The 20394-nt window shown below is 64.2% G+C and carries 19 protein-coding genes and 1 tRNA gene; 11 read left to right on the plus strand and 9 right to left on the minus strand.

Annotated features, from left to right (window positions below; translation table 11 throughout):
* Positions 1–39: 39 nt before the first annotated feature.
* The gene (locus tag GSQ79_RS20950; protein ID WP_158810712.1) at positions 40–1992 is read left to right on the plus strand and encodes a M23 family metallopeptidase; all 1953 of its coding nucleotides are present in this window, start codon (positions 40–42) and stop codon (positions 1990–1992) included.
* Here the strand turns inward: GSQ79_RS20950 and GSQ79_RS20955 are convergent.
* Positions 1973–3085 (minus strand): cobalt-precorrin-5B (C(1))-methyltransferase, encoded by a 1113-nt coding sequence (locus tag GSQ79_RS20955; protein WP_158810714.1) that lies wholly within the window; start codon positions 3083–3085, stop codon positions 1973–1975. The genes GSQ79_RS20950 and GSQ79_RS20955 overlap by 20 nt on opposite strands.
* Before the next feature lie 132 nt (positions 3086–3217).
* Here GSQ79_RS20955 and GSQ79_RS20960 point away from each other — a divergent pair, with 132 nt between their 5' ends.
* Together GSQ79_RS20960 and GSQ79_RS20965 are read left to right on the plus strand one after the other, a co-directional pair.
* A complete protein-coding gene (locus tag GSQ79_RS20960) occupies positions 3218–5539 on the plus strand; it encodes an FdhF/YdeP family oxidoreductase (protein ID WP_158810715.1) in 2322 nt (773 codons plus the stop codon).
* Positions 5540–5575: 36 nt separating this feature from the next.
* Positions 5576–6895 carry a cobyrinate a,c-diamide synthase gene (locus GSQ79_RS20965; protein ID WP_158810717.1) on the plus strand — a complete coding sequence of 440 codons (1320 nt, stop codon included), beginning with the start codon at positions 5576–5578 and terminating at the stop codon, positions 6893–6895.
* Here the strand turns inward: GSQ79_RS20965 and GSQ79_RS20970 are convergent, their stop codons facing one another.
* From GSQ79_RS20970 to GSQ79_RS20980, 3 genes are all read right to left on the minus strand, one after another.
* Positions 6896–7957, minus strand: coding sequence for a YihY/virulence factor BrkB family protein (locus GSQ79_RS20970; protein ID WP_158810719.1), 1062 nt, complete (start codon positions 7955–7957; stop codon positions 6896–6898). It abuts the gene before it with no gap.
* Positions 7958–8049: 92 nt separating this feature from the next.
* Entirely contained in the window at positions 8050–8445 is a 396-nt protein-coding gene (locus GSQ79_RS20975; protein ID WP_158810721.1) for a HEPN domain-containing protein, read from the minus strand.
* Positions 8442–8765, minus strand: coding sequence for a nucleotidyltransferase domain-containing protein (locus GSQ79_RS20980; protein ID WP_158810723.1), 324 nt, complete (start codon positions 8763–8765; stop codon positions 8442–8444). Before GSQ79_RS20980 ends, GSQ79_RS20975 begins: the two co-directional genes overlap by 4 nt.
* A gap of 123 nt (positions 8766–8888) precedes the next feature.
* Here GSQ79_RS20980 and GSQ79_RS20985 point away from each other — a divergent pair, with 123 nt between their 5' ends.
* Together GSQ79_RS20985 and GSQ79_RS20990 are read left to right on the plus strand one after the other, a co-directional pair.
* Positions 8889–9980: an ATP-dependent RecD-like DNA helicase gene (locus GSQ79_RS20985; protein ID WP_158810725.1), complete on the plus strand. Its 1092-nt coding sequence runs from the start codon at positions 8889–8891 to the stop codon at positions 9978–9980.
* Positions 9977–10897, plus strand: a complete 921-nt coding sequence (locus GSQ79_RS20990) for a glycine betaine ABC transporter substrate-binding protein (RefSeq protein WP_158810727.1) — start codon at positions 9977–9979, stop codon at positions 10895–10897. Before GSQ79_RS20985 ends, GSQ79_RS20990 begins: the two co-directional genes overlap by 4 nt.
* A gap of 11 nt (positions 10898–10908) precedes the next feature.
* On the opposite strand, the gene GSQ79_RS20995 is transcribed toward GSQ79_RS20990, so the two are convergent.
* Together GSQ79_RS20995 and GSQ79_RS21000 are read right to left on the minus strand one after the other, a co-directional pair.
* Positions 10909–11268, minus strand: coding sequence for a porin (locus GSQ79_RS20995; protein WP_158810729.1), 360 nt, complete (start codon positions 11266–11268; stop codon positions 10909–10911).
* A 71-nt stretch (positions 11269–11339) separates the two neighbouring features.
* The gene (locus GSQ79_RS21000; protein WP_158810730.1) at positions 11340–12101 is read right to left on the minus strand and encodes a 16S rRNA (uracil(1498)-N(3))-methyltransferase; all 762 of its coding nucleotides are present in this window, start codon (positions 12099–12101) and stop codon (positions 11340–11342) included.
* A gap of 68 nt (positions 12102–12169) precedes the next feature.
* Between GSQ79_RS21000 and GSQ79_RS21005 the strand changes: the two genes are divergently transcribed.
* The 4 genes from GSQ79_RS21005 to GSQ79_RS21020 all read left to right on the plus strand — a co-directional run bounded on the left by GSQ79_RS21005 (position 12170) and on the right by GSQ79_RS21020 (position 14392).
* Positions 12170–12661: a hypothetical protein gene (locus tag GSQ79_RS21005; RefSeq protein ID WP_246725478.1), complete on the plus strand. Its 492-nt coding sequence runs from the start codon at positions 12170–12172 to the stop codon at positions 12659–12661.
* Positions 12662–12707: 46 nt separating this feature from the next.
* Positions 12708–13631, plus strand: coding sequence for a 4-hydroxybenzoate octaprenyltransferase (ubiA, locus tag GSQ79_RS21010; protein WP_246725481.1), 924 nt, complete (start codon positions 12708–12710; stop codon positions 13629–13631).
* 111 nt (positions 13632–13742) lie between these two features.
* Positions 13743–13952: a hypothetical protein gene (locus tag GSQ79_RS21015; protein WP_158810732.1), complete on the plus strand. Its 210-nt coding sequence runs from the start codon at positions 13743–13745 to the stop codon at positions 13950–13952.
* A gap of 266 nt (positions 13953–14218) precedes the next feature.
* Positions 14219–14392, plus strand: a complete 174-nt coding sequence (locus tag GSQ79_RS21020; RefSeq protein ID WP_158810734.1) for a DUF1328 domain-containing protein — start codon at positions 14219–14221, stop codon at positions 14390–14392.
* On the opposite strand, the gene GSQ79_RS21025 is transcribed toward GSQ79_RS21020, so the two are convergent.
* A complete protein-coding gene (locus GSQ79_RS21025; protein ID WP_158810736.1) occupies positions 14389–15222 on the minus strand; it encodes a hypothetical protein in 834 nt (277 codons plus the stop codon). The two genes, GSQ79_RS21020 and GSQ79_RS21025, sit on opposite strands and share 4 nt — an antisense overlap.
* Before the next feature lie 83 nt (positions 15223–15305).
* Positions 15306–16493: a cystathionine beta-lyase gene (gene metC / locus GSQ79_RS21030; RefSeq protein ID WP_158810737.1), complete on the minus strand. Its 1188-nt coding sequence runs from the start codon at positions 16491–16493 to the stop codon at positions 15306–15308.
* A 167-nt stretch (positions 16494–16660) separates the two neighbouring features.
* Between metC and GSQ79_RS21035 the strand changes: the two genes are divergently transcribed.
* A tRNA-Arg gene (locus GSQ79_RS21035) sits at positions 16661–16737 on the plus strand.
* On the opposite strand, the gene GSQ79_RS21040 is transcribed toward GSQ79_RS21035, so the two are convergent.
* Positions 16723–18375: a recombinase family protein gene (locus GSQ79_RS21040; RefSeq protein ID WP_158810739.1), complete on the minus strand. Its 1653-nt coding sequence runs from the start codon at positions 18373–18375 to the stop codon at positions 16723–16725. The genes GSQ79_RS21035 and GSQ79_RS21040 overlap by 15 nt on opposite strands.
* 654 nt (positions 18376–19029) lie before the next feature.
* Here GSQ79_RS21040 and GSQ79_RS21045 point away from each other — a divergent pair.
* Entirely contained in the window at positions 19030–20193 is a 1164-nt protein-coding gene (locus GSQ79_RS21045; protein ID WP_158810741.1) for a hypothetical protein, read from the plus strand.
* Positions 20194–20394: the final 201 nt, after the last annotated feature.

The following is a 20394-nucleotide window of genomic DNA, read 5'->3' on the forward strand; positions in this document are numbered from 1 at the left end:
ACGCTAAGTTTTAGCCCACATGGTGCCAGTCGATACGCGATGAGCGTCGAGCTCGGCGTGGAGCCCGCTATCGAATCCGATGGCGAGCGCCACACGTTCTTCGACCATCGGCGCGTGTCGCTGCGCTGGCTCGGCGGCACGATCCTGACCGGGTTCATGGGTGCCGCCCTGATCGGCTCGGCGATTTTCGCTGCCCTCGACCATCAATCCAACTTCGCCGAGGCGCCGGTTCCGGCGTCGCCCGCGCGCAAGGAGGTCGTCGAGGCCGGGATCAACCCGCGCAAGGGCGACCGTCTGGTCAAGCCGGTCGATATCGTGGCGGCCAAGCAGACATTCCGCGTCCCCACGCCGACGAAGATCGGCGACAAGGAGGCGATGCGCATTCACACGTTCTCCCATGTGGAAACGACGCTTCTGACCGCAACCGCCGGCTTCGCCGACGACGTTCCGGAATTCAATCCCTTGAAAATGCTGGCGGATGCCCGCAACACCGTCGATGCCGCGCCGGAGCCTCTGCAGGACGATGCGGAAATCTCCTGGGCCAACCGCGATTTCTCGCCGCAGAACCTGACCTCCACGATCGCGCTGTCGGAAGACGAAGTGCAGGCCCAGGTCGCCGAACACGTGAAGAGCTCGCTTGCCGCAGGAAGTCGGCCGTTTTCGCTGCCCTCGCAGCTGTTGTTAACGCGCACCAGCCGGGCCAATTCGATTGGCGCCTTGGCCTACGCCAATCCCAACGACGGGATCACGCGGTCGCCCTTCTCCTCGATCGAGGTCCGGATGGTCCCGGAGAACGTCTCGGTCATCCCGCGGTCGTCGCTTCCCACCGATGCCAGCCAGATGGACGAGCGCATGGTGATCATGCGCCACAACGAGTCGTTCGAGAACATGCTGATGACCGCGGGCGTCGCCCGCGACACGATCCCGCCCATCGTCGCGGCCTTCGCGGCCAAGCCGGGCGATCCCGTCGTGGCCGAAGGCCGTCGCATCAAACTGCTGTTTGCCGATTCCGATGCTCCCGGCCAGGCGACGGTGCTGGCCCGCATCTCCGTTTACGCCGACCAGACGCTGGAGACCTCGATCGCCTTGAAGGACGACGGCGGCTACGTTCGTCTCTCGGCGCCCGCCACCGCCGCGGCGGCGAAGCCGGCCGCCAAGAGCGATGACGACGGCGACGACGATACCGGCGGCATGCGTCTCTACAATTCGTTGTACGAAACGGGGCTGAAACAGGACATCCCGCGCCCGATCATCGACGATCTCGTCCGCGTCTTCGCCAACGACGTGGACTTCCAGCGCGGCGTGTCCGGCGGCGATTCCTTCGAGGCCTTCTATGACGAAGGCGAAGACGCCGATGGTACCAAGGAGCTTCTGCACGCTTCCATCACCGCGCGCGGCGAGACATACAAATACTATCGATTCCAGACCCCCGACGACGGCCTCGTCGATTTCTACGACCAGAATGGCCGCTCGACGCGCAAATTCCTCGTCCGCACCCCGATCCTGAACTTCAAGATCACCTCCGGCTTCGGCATGCGTTTCCACCCGATCCTCGGTTACGCCCGCCCGCATCTCGGCGTCGATTTCGCCGCGCCGATCGGCACCCCGATCTTCGCCGCCGGCAATGGCACGATCATCAAGGCCGGCTGGAACCCGGCTTACGGCCGCCGGATCGAGATCCAGCACGCCAACGGCTACGTCACTACCTACAATCATATGTCGGGCTTTGCCCGTGGCGCCGTCGACGGGGCCCGCGTGAAGCAGGGCCAGACCATCGGCTATCTCGGCCAGACCGGTCTGGCGACCGGCCCGCACCTGCACTACGAGGTGCTGGTCAACGGCCACTTCGTCGATCCGATGAAGGTCAAGCTGGCCCGCACCCGCGAGTTCGACGGCAAGATGCTGGCCCAGTTCACCCACGAGCGGGATCGCATCGACGAGCTTCTCTCCAAGGCGCCGAACGCCCCTCAGGTCACCGCCCGCGCGAACTGATCACTGGCCGTGTCGTTGTCGTTGCGAGAGGCCGGCCGAGCCGGTCGAAGATCGCGATGTCGAGGCTGACGCCGCTTCCGGCGAGCGCATTTGCGGCCGTCGCCCAGGCCGTTTCCGCGACTCGCCCGGTAACGTCGAGCCCTTCGGCTTCGGCGCGGGCCAAAACCTCCGCAGCCGTATTCGCGCCAGCGATGCCTGCGACCAGAGCGCCGCTGCCGCCGACCTCTGCCACCCGAGCTGCCAGCCAGTCGAGGTCCACGCGGCCGCGCCCGGAGTGCAGGTCGAGCAGGCCTTGGCCGAGCTTGACCATTTTGGCGAAGCCGCCGGCGATAGTCACCCGCTCGACGGGATGCCGGCGCAGATACTTGAACAGGCCGCCGGCGAAATCCCCCATTTCGATCAGCGCCGGTTCGGGCAGGCCATAGAGGGCCTGCACGGCCTGCTCCGACGTCGTGCCCGTCGCGCCGGCAATATGGGGCAGGCCCATCGCCCGGGCGACATCGACGCCCCGATGGATCGTGTCGATCCAGGCCGCGCAGGAAAACGGGATGACGATCCCCGTCGTCCCCAGGATCGACAGGCCGCCGACGATGCCGAGGCGTCCGTTCAAGGTCCGCTCGGCGATCTTTTCGCCGCCGGGAATCGAGATGGTGACGACGAGATCGCGCGGTGCGTCTATGACCTCGCCGAGCGCCGCCGCGATCATCGCCCGCGGCCCCGGATTGATCGCGGGTTCGCCGACCGGGAGCGGCAATCCTGGCCGGGTCACCATCCCGACGCCGCTGCCGGCGCGAAAGGTCAGGCCGCTGCCGGCGGGGCCGCGCGCGACGCGGCTGATCACCATGGCGCCGTGAGTGACGTCGGGATCGTCGCCGGCATCCTTGATGATCCCGGCTTCGGCGAAGGCCGCATCCAGCGCCTCGTGGGCGATCGCGAAGGCTGGTCGCTGGCCGCCCGGCAGCGGGATCGCGACCGACGATGGGCACTGTCCGCTCAGCAGCGCCTCGCAGGCCGCCTTGGCCGCCGCGGCCGCGCAGGCGCCGGTGGTCCAGCCTCGGCGAAGCGGCGTTTCGGGGCTGCTGGCGTCAGACATCATGAGGCGTTCTCGCCCCCGCGTCGCGTCGACGCAAGAGCGGTGTCGCGGCGGCAGGGCGGGAACTTCGCTCCAAAGCGGCGCTTACATCGGCGCACCTTCCGGCTTGTGGCTGCGAGAGCGAGAATCCGAATGTCCTATAAAGAGACCCGCACTGTTGACCTGACCCCGTATTCCGGTCCCGCCGGTGGTCAGGGATCGCTGAAATCCGTCGCCGAAATCCTGACGCGCGAGCACTCCCTCCTGACGTCCGGCACCCTGATGATGCGGCAGAACAAGACGCACGGGTTCATGTGCGTCAGCTGCGCCTGGGCCAAGCCCGGCAAGCCTCATCTGTTCGAATATTGCGAGAACGGCGCCAAGGCGACGGCCTGGGAGCTCACCACGAAAACCGTGCCGGACGACTTGTTCGCCACGCACACGGTGAGCGAACTGCGGACCTGGCCCGACTACAATCTCGAAGAGGTCGGACGTCTCACCCGGCCGATGCGCTACGACCGCGCCAGCGACAAATACGTCCCCTGCGACTGGAACGAGGCCTTTCAGGCGATCGGCGCCGCGCTGAAGGCCATGGATCCGGAAAAGGTAGTCTTATACTCGTCCGGCCGGACGTCGCTCGAAGCCTCTTACATGTATGGCCTGTTCGGCCGGCTCTACGGCACCAACAATTTCCCCGACAGCTCCAACATGTGTCACGAGAGCACGTCGGTCGCGCTGCCGGAGTCGATCGGCGTCCCCGTTGGCACCGTCGCGCTCGACGACTTCGACCACACCGACTGCATCTTCTTTTTCGGCCAGAACGTTGGCTCCAACGCGCCGCGCATGCTGCATCAGTTGCAGGACGCGCGCAGCCGTGGGGCCGAGATCATCACCTTCAACCCGCTTCTCGAGCGTGGCCTCGAGCGCTTCGCCAACCCGCAGTCGCCGACCGAGCTTATCCAGAACAAGGGTACGGTGATCTCCACGCAGTACCATCAGGTGCGCGCCGGCGGCGACATCTCCGCGATGTTCGGGATCTGCAAGGCGGTCATCGCGGCGCATGACGTGGCCAAGAAGGCTGGCACGCGGAGCCCATTGGATGAAGCTTTTCTGGCCGAGCACACCAGCGACTTCGAAAAGTTCGCGAAGGCAGCGCGGGACTACACCTGGGAAGAGCTTGAGGCGGGCTCCGGCCTCACACGCGCGGCGCTGGAAGACGCGGCTGCCGCCTACATGCGCTCCAAGGCGACGATCGGGATCTACGGCATGGGCCTGACCCAACACCGCAAGGGCGTCGAAGCCTGCCAGATGGTCGCCAACCTGCTGCTTCTGCGCGGCAACATCGGCAAGAAGGGCGCCGGCATCTGCCCAGTCCGCGGCCATTCCAACGTGCAGGGCCAGCGTACCGTCGGCATTACCGAAAAGCCCGCGCTGGTGCCGATGGACAAGCTGCGCGAACTCTACCACTTCGAGCCGCCGACGAAGACCGGCCTCAACACTGTCGAAGTCTGCGAAGCGATGGTGAAAGGCGACGTCCAGGCCTTCATCGGCTTCGGCGGCAATTTCGTTCGCGCCGTGCCGGAGACGGTTGCCATCGAGGACGCGTGGAAGCAGATCCCGCTCAGCGTCCAGGTCTCGACCAAGCTCAATCGCTCGCACCTCATCTTCGGCGAGATGGCCTATATGCTGCCGGTCATCGGCCGGCTCGAAGTCGATGCGCAGGCGAGCGGTCGTCAGGCCGTGTCGGTGGAGGACAGCACCGCCTGCATCCACGGCTCGCGCGGCATGCGCAAGCCGTTGTCGCCGCATCTGCGCTCCGAGCCCTGGATCGTCGCCGAGCTCGCAAAAGCGACCCTTGGGCTCAACACGGTCCCGTGGGACGACTGGGTTTCAGACTATGCCAAGGTGCGCGACGCCATCGAGGCGACTTATCCGGAGATGTTCAAGGACTTCAACAAGCGCCTCTATACGCCCGGCGGCTTTCCGCGCCCGATCGCAGCGCGGAATCGCAAATGGAACACCAAGAGCGGCAAGGCAACCTTCGTCACGCCGGTCGGCCTCGACGAAAATCCCGACGAATGCGGCAAGAACGGCAGCGTCTTCCAGCTGATGACGTTGCGCAGCAACGATCAGTTCAACACCACCATCTACGGTTTCGACGACCGTTTCCGCGGCATCAAGGGCACCCGCATGGTGGTCTTGATCAATGCGCGGGACATGGCGCGCTTCGGCTTAAGCGAGGGGCAGAAGGTGACGCTCTCGACCTTCAGCAAGGACAACGTGTCCCGCGAGGTGACCGGCTTTCAGATCCACACCTACGATATTCCGGATGGCTGCATCGGCGGCTATTATCCCGAGTGCAATCCGCTGATCCCGCTGTGGCATCATGCGGAGCGCAGCAAAGTCCCGGCTGCGAAGTCGGTGCCGGTGGTCATTAAGAGGGCGGACGGTGAGGTCGCCCGCCCTGCGGCCTGAGTTGTCTTTACGACGCCGCGGCCGTTACATCGCACCATGACGGAGGGACTTCTGATTTCGGCGCCGCGTTCGGGCAGCGGCAAGACGGTGCTGACGCTCGGGCTGATGCGCGCTTTCGCGCGACGCGGCCTGCGCGTCGCGGGTGCCAAGAATGGTCCGGACTATATCGATCCCGCCTTCCATGCCGCCGCAACCGGCCGCGTCAGCCTCAACCTCGACACCTGGGCGATGGGGCCTGGCCTGATCGGCGGTCTCGCCAGCTTGGCGACTACGGACTGCGATCTGCTGATCTGCGAAGGCTCGATGGGCCTGTTCGACGGCGTCGCCGCGCCGCCCCGTGCGTCCGGATCCTCGGCCGATCTTGCTGCAACGCTCGGCCTGCCCGTCTTGCTTGTCCTCGACGTCAGTGGCCAGTCGCAGACGGCGGCGGCGATTGCCAAGGGCTGCGACACGCTCGACCCCGGCGTGCGCATCGGCGGCGTCATTCTCAACCGCGTCGCCGGCGATCGCCATCGTCGGCTGGCGGCCGATGCGATCGAGGCCATCGGGCTCAAAGTCGTCGGCGCGCTGCCGCGGTCGACGACGCTGGTCCTGCCGGAACGCCATCTCGGCCTGGTCCAGGCGGAGGAAACGGTAGGACTCGATGCGATGCTCGACGCGATCGCCGACTTCGTGGCGATGCACGTCGATCTCGACGCGGTGCAGGCTCTCGCGAGACCGTTGGCGCACGCGACGCCGGGGTCTGACGCGTCCGCTCTGCCGCCGCCGGCCCAGCGGATCGCGGTGGCGCGTGACGCCGCGTTTTCATTCCTCTATCCGCACATCCTGCAGGGCTGGCGGGCGGCGGGCGCCGAATTTCTGTTCTTCTCGCCGCTTGCCGACGAGCCACCGCCGGCGGATGCGGACCTATGCTGGTTGCCAGGTGGCTATCCCGAACTCCATGCCGGGCGCCTCGCCGCTGCCGGCACGTTTCGCGACGGTCTCCGCCGCTTTGCGGACAAAAAACCGATCCACGGCGAGTGCGGCGGCTACATGGTTTTGGGCGAAACGCTGATCGATGCCGATGGCGTCACCCATCGGATGGCGGGCTTGCTCGGTGCCTCGTCCAGCTTCGCGAAGCGCAAGATGCATCTTGGCTACCGCGATGTGACGCTCGAAGCCGACTGCAGCCTCGGCGTCAAAAGCGCGCGACTGCGCGGCCATGAATTCCATTATGCGACCGGCTTCGACGGCGCGATCCCGGATCTGCCGTTTGCGATGGCCGCAGACGCTCAGGGCAATCCGCCCGCGCCTTCGGGAACGCGGCGCGGCCTCGTCACGGGCAGCTTTTTCCATGTCGTGGCAATGCGGACCTGATCAGCGCATCTCGCCGCGCACGGCATCGACCGTCGCGCCGAGCAGCACGATGAGCGCGGACAGCAAGAACCATAAAAGCAGCACCACCACGGCGCCGAGCGATCCATAAGTCGTGTCGTCGCTGCCGAACCGCGTCACGTAAGCCGAAAATGCCCAGGTCCCGGCGATCCACAGAATCGCGGAAAACAGCGTGCCGACGCTGATGAAGCGCCAGCGCGGCGCCCCGAGACTTGGTCCGAACCGGTAGATGACGTCGAGCGCGAGAAGGATGAAGGCGGCGAGGATCGGCCAGCGCGAATAGGCGAGCCATGCGGCAAGCCGCGGGTCGAGATCGAGGTAGCCGAGCGCCAGAGGAATGACGGCCACCGTCGTCAGCGCCACGATGGCGAAGATGATGGCGCCGAAGGCCAAGCCGATGGCGATGCCCTCGGTGACGAAGACGCTGCGCGTTTCCGGCTTCTCGACGGCGACGTTGAGCCCGGCGATCAGCGACGACGTGCCAGCGCGCGCGCCCCAAATCGCGATGCCGAGACTGAACAGCAGCCCGAAGTTGAGGTTGGAACTCGGCTTCGAGATCAGGGCGGTCAGCGCGTCGTTGATGAGTTTTGCCGTTTCGCGCGGGAGCAGGGCCGTAAGCTGCAGAACCTGAGTCTGGACGATGTGGGCATCGCCGAACAGGCCGTAGATGGACACGAGCGCACCGAGCGCCGGGAACACCGCGAACATCGCATAAAAGGCGACGCCGGCAGCGACGAGGCTGAGGTTGTCCTGGCTCATCCGTCGGATGACGCGGGTGATAATCGTATAGAGCGAGCGGGCCTGCCGGCTGTTGCGCAGCCAGTCCGGTGCCACGCCCGGCAGCGGATCGGTCTTGTCGAGCGGGCCGGGGTCGCTGAGCATCGCGACAGCCCGCTTTTGGGCAGCGCTGGTGGAAGCGGCGACGGCAATACCGAGAACGATGATGTACCAGGGCAGAAGCGACTTGTGAGTCAGAGTGTTGACGGTCAAGGCAGGGGCCGCGGCCTTGCCGGCCGGTGTCGGCGCCTTCGTCGTCCAGCCCATCTTGTCCTTCCCCAGCCCGATGCAAAATCGATCGGACAGAAAAACGTTCCGCTCAAGCTTGGAAGCGAGCCGCGTCTCCCGTCGAGGTGCCTTTATTCAACGATGCCAGTCTCCGAACTCAACAGCATCGTTTCGATTACACCGACGAAGTGGGAACACTGATCGATAAATCCCTGAAGGGCCGGAGCCGTAAGGACCAGTTCGTTGTGAATATCGTAGTCTGCCGCTTTATATTTGTACGCTTGAGCCAATAGCGCTGTGTCTGCCTGCAATATGTTTCTCGTCAATCGGGAGAATTCGCTTCGCACACCAGAGTGCGTCTTCCCGACCTTGCCCGTTCGATCAAGTATGAAGGCTTCTGCAGCATGAAAGATGGCATAGTAGCCGCATCGCGCCGAGAGGTTGAGCAATCCGATGGCCATAGTTTGGTGAGCTTCACGGAGACATTCGTACGCCTTGGCGAGATAGTCCTCCGAACCGGCTCTCACAGATCCCGCCCGTCTTTGCGGAGCTCAGGCATCAAGCCGCTCCGTCGTTGGTAGGCTTCTGCCCGGAACGGCAAGGCGTTGATCACGGCACCCGTGTCGAACAGGATGGCAGTCTCCAGGTCGGCTAGCCGCACGACCTCGGCGTGAAGATCGAACACATCTTTGAAGAAAACCGCGATGTCGTAGTCCGAATCCGGGCGGGCATCGCCGCGCGCCCGCGATCCGAACAGCACGACCCGCTCGATCCGCGCGCCATAGGCCTGATCGAGGTCGGCGCGAAAGCGGCGTAGGATGAGATCATCCGATAAGATCGTCGGCATGGCCCGATTCTCTGCGTGGCTCTATAGAGGGTGAAGGCAGGGAAAGTGATGCATATCAGAACTTGTATGACCAGCGTGGTGTCGACATCGAGCGATTGCGGTAAGTCCGGGGCGCCCTGCTAAATGGCATGGTCGCCGCAGCAGGAAGCCGCCCTGAAAGCCGTCTCGGCCTGGCTGAAGGCCGGGGAGCCGCAGGTGTTCCGCCTGTTCGGCTATGCCGGCACCGGCAAGACGACGCTCGCCAAGCAGCTCGCCGCCGACATCGACGGCAACGTCGTGTTCGCCGCCTTCACCGGCAAGGCGGCGCTGGTCCTGCGCGCCAAGGGCTGCAAGGACGCGCGCACCATCCATAGCGCAATCTACCGCATCAAGGATGCCGATGCCGAGGAGCCGACCTTCGCGCTCAACGACGACGCGGCGGCCGCCAGCGCCAGCTTGATCATCATCGACGAGTGCTCGATGGTCGATGCCGATCTCGGCCGCGATCTGCTGTCCTTCGGCAAGCCGGTCCTGGTGCTCGGCGATCCCGCGCAGCTGCCGCCGGTCAAGGGCGGCGGCTTCTTCACCGATGCCGAGCCGGACATCATGCTGACCGAGGTGCATCGCCAGGCCGCCGACAACCCGATCGTGCGTCTCTCGATGATGGTGCGCGAGGGCGAGCGCATCCCGCACGGCGCCTATGGCGAGAGCCGGGTGATCCGCCGCGCCGAGATCGATGCAGACCAGATCCAGCAGGCCGACCAGGTGCTGGTGGGCCTGAACCGAACAAGGCGCTCGTTCAACGCCCGGATCCGTCAGCTCGCCGGCCACACCGACCCGTTTCCGCAGGCGGGCGAAAAGCTCGTCTGTCTGAAGAACGAGAAGACCAAAGGGCTCCTCAACGGCGGCATCTGGGTGGTGAAGACCGCCGCCGCCAAGCGCGCGGGAAAACTGCGTTACGGCATCGTGCCGGACGACGACCCGTCGAAAAAGCCGCTGCGTATCGGCGTGCTGCCGGCCTATTTCACCGACGGCGAAGAGGCGATCCCGCCGGCGCAGCGGCGCTCGTCCGACGCGTTCGACTATGGCTATGTCCTCACCGTGCACAAGGCGCAGGGATCGCAGTGGGACGACGTCGTGCTGTTCGACGAGAGCGGCGCTTTCCGTGAGCACCGCAACCGCTGGCTCTACACCGGCATCACCCGAGCGGCGGAAAAGCTGGTGATCGTCCTATGATCTTTGCGCCGTCCCGACGCGCCTTTATCGCGACGGGGGCGGCGCTCGTTCTGGGCGCGACCGCGCGGGCCGACGACGCGCCGGTGGTTGTCGGTTCGAAGCTGGATGTCGAAGGCGGCATTATTGGCGCGATGATCCTGCAGACCCTGGCCGCGGCAGGCATCCCGACCGTCAACCGCCTGCTGCTCGGCCCGACCGCCATCCTTCGCCAGGCCATTCTCGCCAGCGCGGTCGACCTCTATCCCGAATATACCGGCAATGCGGCCTTCTTCTTCAACCGCGATGGCGAAGCGGTCTGGAAAGACGCGGCGGCCGGCTATCGCCTCGCGGCCGACCTCGACAAGGCGAAGAATGATCTGATCTGGTTGCCGCCGGCGCCCGCCGACAACACCTGGGTCATCGCGGTGCCGGGCGCCGTGGCCGCGGCGCACGGCCTCAAGACCCTCGTCGATTTTGCGCGCTGGGTCGGGCAGGGCGGCGTCAAGCTGGCGGCTTCCGCGGAGTTCGTCGAAAGTGCCGCCGGCCTCCCGGCTTTCGAATCGACCTACGGCTTCCGGCTCACTGCCACGGCGCTGCTCGTCCTCTCGGGAGGCGACACTTCCGCCACGATCAAGGCGGCAGCCTCCGCGATTTCGGGGGTCAACGCGGCGATGGCCTATTCGACGGATGGCGCGCTGGCGGCGCTGGGCCTGATCGCGCTCGTCGACGACCGGCATGCCCAGCCGGTCTACGCCCCCGCCGCCGTCGTCCGCGGCCCGGTGCTGGATCGGCGACCCGCCATCGCCGGGCTGTTGCGGCCCGTCTTTGCGGGCCTCGATTTGCCGACTTTGCGTCGTCTCAACGAGCGCGTCGCCGTCGAGGGCGAGGACGCAAGCCTTGTCGCAGCAGACTATTTGAAGTCGCACAGCAACGGCTGATACGCGTTCCTTTAGAAGGGGTTGGGATATTCCAGGCCGCCGCGCACGCGCAGATGCGTCGCGGCGCCTGTCCGCGGATCGGCGCTGTCGGAACGCAGCGTCGCCGCTGATGCACTGCCTGCGCCCCAGCCGGAACTCGGCCGTAGGCCTGCATTGGTGCCCATCTGCACCCGGACATGACCACCAATACGCATGCAGGTGTCGCTGCCCTCAACCGCCGCGAACTCCGGCCCATAGGCGGCGCAACGATTCGCATTGCTGACGAACCGCGTCGTCCCATATTCGGCCGCATGACCGGAGCCGCCAGCAGCGGCAATCATCACGAAGGAGCCGAGAAGCGAGGACGAGGCATAGTTCAGGAAAGACGTCATTTCGACCTTTTCGACAGCCACCAGCCAGCCGAATCTGGCCCTACAATTGGGCGACATCAAGGAAGCCGGCCTTAGCGATGCGCGATCCAGTCGCCGATCGTCGCCTGCACCAGGGCCATCGCGGCGACGCCCGCCGTATCGGCCCGGAGAATGCGCGGGCCTAAAGACAGCCGTACGATGGAGGGCAGCCCCAGAAGCGCGGCGCGCTCGGCGTCATCGAAACCGCCCTCCGGACCGATCAGCACCGCCAGCGGACGTCCGGCGACGCCGTGCAACGCGGCCAGCGCGTCGCCGAGTGGCGCATCTTCGTCGCAGAAGATCAATGTGCGGCCAGGGTCCCAAGCAGCCAGAAGCGCCGTCAGCGGCGTCGGCTCCGCCAGCGTCGGCAGCGTGATGATCCCGCATTGTTCGGCCGCTTCGATCGCGTTGGCCCGCATGCGCTCGATGTTGATCCGGGTATTTTGGGTGCGGCGGGTCACGACGGGGTGGATGGCGCTCGCGCCCATCTCGACGGCCTTCTGCACGATGTAGTCGAGCCGGGCGTGCTTCAGCGGCGCGAAAAGATAGTGCAGGTCGCCGGGCGCCGTCTGCTCGCGGACGCGCGCCTCGAGGCGCAGCGCCATCACCTTGCGCGTCACCGCGACGAGCACGGCGCGCCATTCGCCGTCGCGACCGTTGAACACAAGGATCGGAGCGCCCTCAGAAAGCCTGAGTACGTTGCAAAGATAGTTGTGTTGAGACTTGTCGAGCGTGATCGCCCGGTCCGGCTCGAAACCAGATCCGGTGTCCGTTTCGAGGTACAGTCTAGGCGCGGAGAAGTCGTAATGGGACATGCCAGCCGACTAGCATACGTCTGCGAGGATTCGCGATGCTTTTCAAATGCGCGCGTCTTTGCTATGGCTTGCCGCTCGAATTTTGTAACAGTGCGAGAGGACTTGTGTTCATGACCGCAGGTCAGTTTGTCCGCCGCGCGGCGTTGATCGCGCTTCTTCCCGCCGCCGGCCTGTCCGCCGGTGTCACGGCCGCGGTTGCGGGCGACTGCAACGCCGACATCGGCGCGCTGTCGCAGACGCGGCAGTCCTTCATCGAGAAGCTCAACGTGCTTGCCAAGGCGTCGAAAGGCAAGCTCGATCCGCTCGCCTCCTGCGCGCCCTTGCAAGGGCTGGTGAAAGCCGAAGGTGCGCTGCTCAAGTATCTCGAATCCAACAACAAGTGGTGCAACATTCCCGACGAGACGGTGGCTTCGCTCAGGGCCGGCGCCGCCAAGTCTGTGGGCTTCGCCACGCAGGCCTGCAACTTCGCCGCTCAGGCGAAGAAGCAGCAACAGCAGCAGGCAAGCGGCGGCGGTCTGAACGCTCCCGAAGCACAGAAACTCCCGACCGGCCCGCTCTAGAACCCACGATGGCGATGTGACGGATAACGTGCGCGCCGCAAGTCCGATCGTGCTTCCCGATGCGGCGCCGGGTCAGCTTCTCTTCCGCATCACCCCTCGGTCCTGGCAGCCTTATCTCCAGCTCGCGCGGCTCGACCGCCCGATCGGTTGGTGGCTTCTCGTGCTCCCATGCTGGTGGTCGAGCGCGCTGGCGAGCATCGCGGCGCACCAGCCGCCGCACGTCTCTCACCTCGCGCTGTTCGTCGTCGGCGCCATGGCGATGCGCGGCGCCGGATCGACCTACAACGACATCATCGACCGTTATGTCGATGCCAAGGTCGAGCGCACGCGGTATCGGCCGATTCCCTCGGGCCGTGTCAGTGTCGCGGCGGCGCGGATTTTCCTCGTCTTTCAGGCCTTGATCGGCTTGGCCGTCGTGCTGTGCTTCAGCCGCTTCACCATCCTGCTCGGCATGGCGTCGCTGGTCATCGTCGCGATCTACCCTTTCATGAAGCGGATAAGCTCGTGGCCGCAGCTCGTGCTCGGCCTCGCTTTTGCCTGGGGTGGCCTGGTCGGCTGGGCCGCGGCTATGGGCTCTTTGGCGGGGGCACCGGTGTGGCTCTACGCCGGCGCCGTGCTCTGGACGATCGGCTATGACACGATCTATGCGATCCAGGACGCCCGCGACGATCCGGCCGCTGGCATCAAGTCGACCGCCCGCATGTTCGGGGCGTCCGTCCGCCCGGCCGTCGGGGTGATCTATGGCGGCGCCCTCATTCTGATCGAAGGCGCGCTGTTCAGCGCCGGCATCGGCGGCAACGCGCTGGCCCAGCTTGGCGTCGCGGGCTTCGCCTTGCATCTCGGTCGTCAGATCTGGCGCGTCGATGCTGCCGATCCCGTTGGCGCGCTGGCCCTGTTTCGCTCCAACCGCGATGCCGGCCTCATCCTCTTCGCAGGGCTGGCGCTGGCCGCTCTTGCGCAAGTTGCGTAGACGGGGATTTCGTTAACTCTCTTTGCAAGACATTCGCCTGGTAACGCGGGAGTTTAACCCGCACGCAACAGGGGCGAGCCTAAACAAGACCGGTAAGTGTGGAGTATTCCCGTGCCGAGTCCGCGTCCGAGTGCCGTTGCGATCACCGAATACCGCCTGGCGGGCAATCGAGAGCTGATGGCCCCTCAGGCGCTTGCGACGATCGCGCCCGCCGATGCACTGCACGGCGATGCTGCGATGTACAAGCTTTCGAAGCGTCTCTGGTCGATTGAGGTCCATCGCAGACTGGAGATCCAGACGCGGCGTGCGCTCGAGGCCTAAAGCGCCGACCGCTTAAGCGGACTGACTGAAGCGCTGAGCCGTCGCTCTCTTTTCAAGGGTCAGCGGATCGGACGCAAAAGTCTGCAACGTCGCGTCCGATGCTCCAGGGAGCACGGAGTGAATCGGCGAGCTTCACGGCGGCTCGATTGCCGACGCGCGTCGCCGGCGTATCCCGTAAGCGCCTGATCGCGATGCGATCTTTGGAACATTCAGCCAAGCTGAGCATTTGATCGGCACCTAGTCGAACATCAGAACAGGCGGTCATCATGTTGAAATGGGCTCTAATCTTCTTCGTGATCTCCGTCATCGCCGGCGGCCTCGGCTTCTCCGGCATCTCGTCGGCAGCCAGCGGCATCGCGCGCATTCTGTTCTTCGTCGCTTTGGCGATCTTCCTCGTGTTCCTGGTCCTCGGCCTCACCGTCTTCAAGGCGGTCGTCTAAGACTTCGCCAAGATATCGACGGCGAGCCCGTAGAGCCGGGCTCGCACCGGGGGCGCGAGACTGGCCAGAGTCTCGAGGTAAGTCTGGCCCGCCACGCACATGCGTTCGTCGGCGATCGGCGGGTCCGCGCTCTTGCCGTCGAGCAGGGCCTCGATCTCCGGCCGGCTTAGCCCCTTTTCGGTCAGCGCCTTGTCGAGGGCCTGGAAGTCCCCGTCGCTCGGCGTACTCCGCTGAATCTGGTCCATCCGGCCGCTATTCATCGCGTCGAGGCCGGCAATGGCGGCGTCGGCGATCAGAGCGCGATGATCGGCGGCGAAGGTGAGAAACCCGGTTCCGCTGGCGCCATAGAGGAACGCCACGCAGAGGTGAACATCGTGCTGCGCCAGGGTGCGCATTTCGCCGAGCTGTAAGATGAAGATCTGGCCGAGCGCCTGGTCCGAGGCTTTCGCGGCGAGGACGCCATCGGCGCGACGCAAGGCGACGACGGTATCTGCCATGATTTCGTCGACCGATCCTTGCTTGCCGGTGCTCGTCGCCTGTAGCGCCAGCCCGTTGAGGATCGTGTCGTATTCGCTGGGGAACACGAGCCGCAGCCGATCGAAGAACCGGACGTAATCCGGCGATTCCGCGACGCTCGCCTCGATTTTCCGACGTGCCGCCGTCGCCGCCTCGGTCTGCGGGATCGGCGTGGCGGCATCAGGCGGAGCAGGCGTCCTTGTCGCCTCGACGGCCGGCTGGTCCGTACGAAAGGCGCGATCCAGGAAGCTGGCGCCGAGAAGCAGCGCGACGATCGCGGCCAGGCCGAGCAGCGCAAGCCGCAGATTCTTCATGACCCGTCTGTCCTACACATCGGCAACCTAAGCGATTTTGCCTGCAACCGTGTCGCACGGCAAGGCTGGCGCGAAGCTTGGCCTCAAGGCGTGTCGCGCAGACGGGCGAAGCCCGCGTCGAGGTCGGCCTGCAGGTCGGCGATATCCTCGAGTCCGATCGAGAAGCGCAGGCTATGGCCTTCGGGCGCCCATGTCGTCGCCGTCCGGTAGGCGGCGCAGTCGAAGGGAATGACCAGGCTCTCGTAGCCACCCCAGGAATAGCCCATGCCGAACAGGTTCAAACCATCGAGCATCGCGGCGAGGGCTTCGGTCGAACAGGGTTTCAGATTGATCGAGAAAAGACCGCTGGAGCCACGGAAATCGCGCTTCCAGAACGCGTGGCCGGGGCACGACAGGAGCGCAGGGTGAAGAACCCGCGCAACTTCGGGCCGGGCGGCCAGCCAATGCGCCATGGCAAGCCCCTGGCGCTCCGCCTCGCGCAGTCGCAGGTCGAGCGTGCGCAGGCCGCGCAGCCCGAGAAAAATATCTTCGGGGCCGGCGCACATGGCGAAGGCGTCGAAGGTGGCGCGCAGCCGCGCCGCCCAGGCCGCATTCGCCGAGGTCAGCCCGAGTAGCAGGTCGGAATGGCCTGACAGATATTTGGTGCCCGCCTCCACCGCGATGTCGATGCCCGCGGCATGGGGCGGATAGAACAACGGTGTCGCCCAGGTGTTGTCGAGGATGGTGCAGAGGTTTTTGGCCTGCGCCACGGCGATGAGGGCGGGCAGATCGGGAACTTCAAAACTCTGCGAGCCCGGCGCCTCGAGGAACAGCACGCTGGTGTTGGGCCGAACCTGCGCCGCGACGGCGGCGCCGATCATCGGATCGTAATAGGTGGTCTCGACGCCGAGCCGCGCGAGGACCGTGTTGCAGAAATTGCGGGTCGGCCGGTACACCGTGTCGGCGACGAGGATGTGATCGCCTGCCTTGACCGCACACAGCAGGGCGACGGTGATCGCGGCGAGGCCGGTCGGCGTCAGCACCGTCGTGGCGGCGCCGGCGAGCTCGCTCCACGCTTCTTCCAGGGCCCGCGACGTCGGCGTGCCATCGGTGCCGTAGCTGAACCGGCCGGTGCGCGCGACGAGGTCGGCATAGGTCGGGTACAGCACCGTCGACCCGCGATAGATAGGTGTGTTGACGTAACCAAACTGCTCGGACGGCCGCCGCCCGGCCGCCGCTAGCCGCGTCCGCATGCTCAACCCCGCCCGGCCCTCCGGCGTCGTCTCGGTCATTCCAGATCCTGTGCTGTTTCGCGGCGCATCACGGTGTTCCACTGTTCGCCGCAAGAGCCCCCGATGCCGTCCCGCCGTCAAGTCGCGAGACACCGGCAAAGCCTTTGCCGCCCGTTGCCCCGCCCGCGAAGTTCGGCTAGGTTGCGCCGGCGCAGGCTTGGCCTCCCGCACCCGTAGCTCAGCTGGATAGAGCGCTGCCCTCCGAAGGCAGAGGTCATAGGTTCGAATCCTATCGGGTGCGCCACTTCGGTACAGATCTGCGAACACCATCCGCTGGAGCCGCTCCACCCGCGATCGCTTGTTCGAGGGTAGCGGTGTTGCCGACGATCCTGACGACGTCATCGTCGACTTCGACGCGTTCGATGACCGATTGCAGATAGGCCTTTCGAAATGGGATCGCTCCCGTTGCGATATTGTCCCGCATCAGGCGGCCGAAGCGCTCGATTGTCTCGGGGTCGAAGGTCATGGCCGACGATCGTGTCTCGCGGATGCGATCGAGCGCCGCCTTTGCCCGCTCTCGATCATGTTTGAGAGCGCCGACGCGCTCCTTCAGGATATCGTCGAGGTCGGTCAGGCCGTCCTCGACCATTTGGTAAAGGCGCTTGAGCCGCTCGTCGGCGTCCGAGATTTCCGTCTGCAGGCGCGCGACTCGTGAATCGACCTCGGCAGCGCGCTCCGAACGCAAAGCCATCACGGAGCCAAGAAGGGCCGTGAGCCGATCAGGCTGGAACAGCCGCGCCTGGAGATGATCCACGACCAGGTTGTCGAGACGATCCATACGGATCGAACGGCCCTTGCAGGCCGCCTTGCCCTGCCGGGCACAGGTCGAGCACGTATAGTAGCGATGAACCATCCCGGACTTCGACGTTCCCGTTCGCAACGTCATGGCGCCCTGGCAGGTCGCGCACTGTGCCAAACCAGTGAGCAAGATAGGGCCGGTCAGGACCCGTGGCGCGATCGAGCGCGGATTATGAGCCCGAAGGGTCGTCTGAACAGCGTCGAAAACGGTTCGATCGATGATCGAAGGGATGTCGAACGTGATGTGCTCGGCGTCCGGTTTCATCCGAAGCGTCTTCGAACACCGCTTGTTGAAGGTGGCCCGCCCGATATAGGCCTCGTTCGTCAGAATCTTGTGGATACCACTGACGCCGAACCGAGCACCCGAGCGGGTGCGATGCCCGCGCTCGTTCAGCCAGACCGCGATTTTCTTGACGCCGATCGGGCCTTCGCGGCCATCCCCGTCTTTGTAAAGTCGAAATATCAGCCTGATCGTTTCGGCCTCCACCGGATCGACAGCCATTTTTTTCTTGATACGAATGCCGCGCTTCTCGATCTCTTCGGTCGTGTATCCAAGAGGAAGCGGCGATCCATTGTAAAAGCCCTGACGAGAATTCTCACGCATTGCCCTAAGAACGTGTTTTCCGTTTTCTCTGCTTTGATATTCGTCGAACAACGCGATCACTTGGCGCATCATGATTTGAGCGGGATCGTCGCCGAGTTCCTGCGTGATCGAGATCAGCCTGACGTCGGCTTTCGCGAGTTTCCGGATGTACATTTCCAAACCGAACGCGTCGCGAAAGAACCTCGAATACGAATGTACGATGATCGCGTCGTAGGGACGATCGTCGTCGAGCGCACGTTCGATCATCTTCTGAAATTCGCCACGCACGTCATCGGTTGCTGATGCTCCCGCTTCGATGTAATGAGCCGTGAGATTCCAGTCTTTCGCCACACAAAAGGCCGCGATTTGCTTTCGTTGATCAGGAATAGACAGATCTGACTCAGCTTGCCGACCCGTGGATACTCTATAGTACCCACAACAGGAGAAAGATTCTCCAGCTACGAGCGGCGAACATTCTGGTTTTATTTTACGCAAACGCATGACTTCACTCGCTTTGGCGTGGCCATCATAGATCCGATCCAGGCGCGGACAAAGGGGTCGGCGTCCTAATTTCCCAGAAGCAGCTGGTCGATAAGCCTTCCGAGGAAGGTCTCGACGACGTCCACCTCCTTACCGACAACAGACGGGACCGAAGGCCACGTGTCCGCGACGATGGGCGTATGCGAACCAGCCTTGCAACGCGGGATACGCTCGGCCGGCCTGCATCGGCGTCCGGACGCAATCATTGTCTTGGGCTTGGGTGTATGGCCGCGGCTAGACATGGCGGCCCCGCTGGACGCGGAGCCGCGCAGCGTCGCCTTCCGTCTTCGGCGGCCGGATGCCGCGAGAAATATGTGGCGAGCGCTGGGCTGCCATGGTCGCCTCCAATAGGAAGCGACTTCAGTAGCCATGGAAATGGTGATGCGATTTCGTCGTCGAATGGAAAGAAGCTAAGATGCCGAGCCCTTATGAGGCCAACGCGCGAGGCCGTTTCGTATTCCGCAGCCCCTGCGATGCGATCGCCTACCGTATTTTATAGTTCGGTAAGATCTGACGATCGGCGATCGAGGTCCCTTCAGGCCGGAATACGGGGGGCATGGGTTCACCTAGACGCCCTATTTCGATCCTTAAAGCCGACCTGGTTCTCACACCCAAATGAGCTGCTGCCTCAAAACAATAAAAAAGGACCGGCAAAATGCCGGTCCTTTCTCATTCGTTGAAGAGATACGCCGCCGAACAGCGATCATGGTGTTCAGGGCGCATGGAGCAGATCGGAACGAGACCCAGATCTCTTTACAGCTGGCAGAGCCTCGCGGCGAGCAAGGCCTCGACGAGATCCGCAGCGCCTTCGAGGCGAGGAACCATTGCCCGGATCGCGTCGGGATCGAGCCTTTCGGGTCCGTCCTGGATAGGGAGGACGCCGAAGGCTTCCTCAGCGACGCGGCGAGCAAAGCCGTGACACGCCCAAGCTTGGTCGACACCCGGCCTTTCGCGACCCCGCAACGTCTCGACTCCAGCGACAACGCGATTGCCCGCCGCTTTGAGTGCGGCCTTGGCCGCTTCGTTGTTTGCACACATGAGAAACTCCTACGCTGGACAACATGGACGCCGGTGCCCGTCGGCGACATCAAGATCTCACCTCGGCAAGGTGCTTCGATTTGCTCGCGAAATAGAAAGGCGAAATTATTTTTCAGGGCTTTTGTCGCCGCGATCTTCGAGCACAACGCGCTTAAGTCGCGAGAACCGCACTTGGCCGGGCCAAAACCTTGCCTGAAAATCTTTTTACGCGGAAATCGTAGTCGACGTTGCCATGCCACCTTTTCGCCGAACAGATACAAGAGGAAGTTCGCATTGGCTCCGATTCACCCGACGACACACGCAATCGCATCTGGTTTGCTCGGCATCGAGCTCCCGTCGGGAGACCGTCTGGCATTTATCGCGGATCACGCGCGCCGGATCGCTGACAGACACGATCTGCCGGCTCGGGATGCCCTGTTTCAGGCGGTGACGGATGGATGGGATCTCGGCATCAGGTCAACCGGCACATTCGGTGCTGAGATCGCGGCGACCCGACTCCGCGAGGGCACCGGACTGCGTCTTATCATAACGGTATTATTCGACCGTCGCGTGTGCGCGGGCTGGACATTTTTATGGATGGTGCAGAACGAAGGCTCAAGCTTGCGCGCTACAGGAGCCCTCTATCCAAACGACACCGCCCCGTCCTTCGCTACCGCTCGTTTCGCCGCCGAGCGAGCGGCCGAAGAGAGAGCGCTGAAATGGTTTGGTAACTCGGCCGCGACCGGTTTCGGCCCGTGGTAAACGTTCGAAATTGGCTTGGCGAAGACCGGACATGGCCGGAATCTGCCTGTCAGCTTTTCGTGTGAAACCCAATGGAGCCGACATTTAGTTCACACGCATTTACTAGCGAAGCCCTTAAACCCGATACAAAGTCGATTTCAACGTAGTCATCGACGACGTCTTTGACTCGCCGAAGTACCAAAGGCGGCACGACCGATAAGT

It is taken from the genome of Beijerinckia sp. L45 (genome assembly GCF_009765775.1).
Classification (GTDB): Bacteria; Pseudomonadota; Alphaproteobacteria; order Rhizobiales; family Beijerinckiaceae; genus RH-AL1.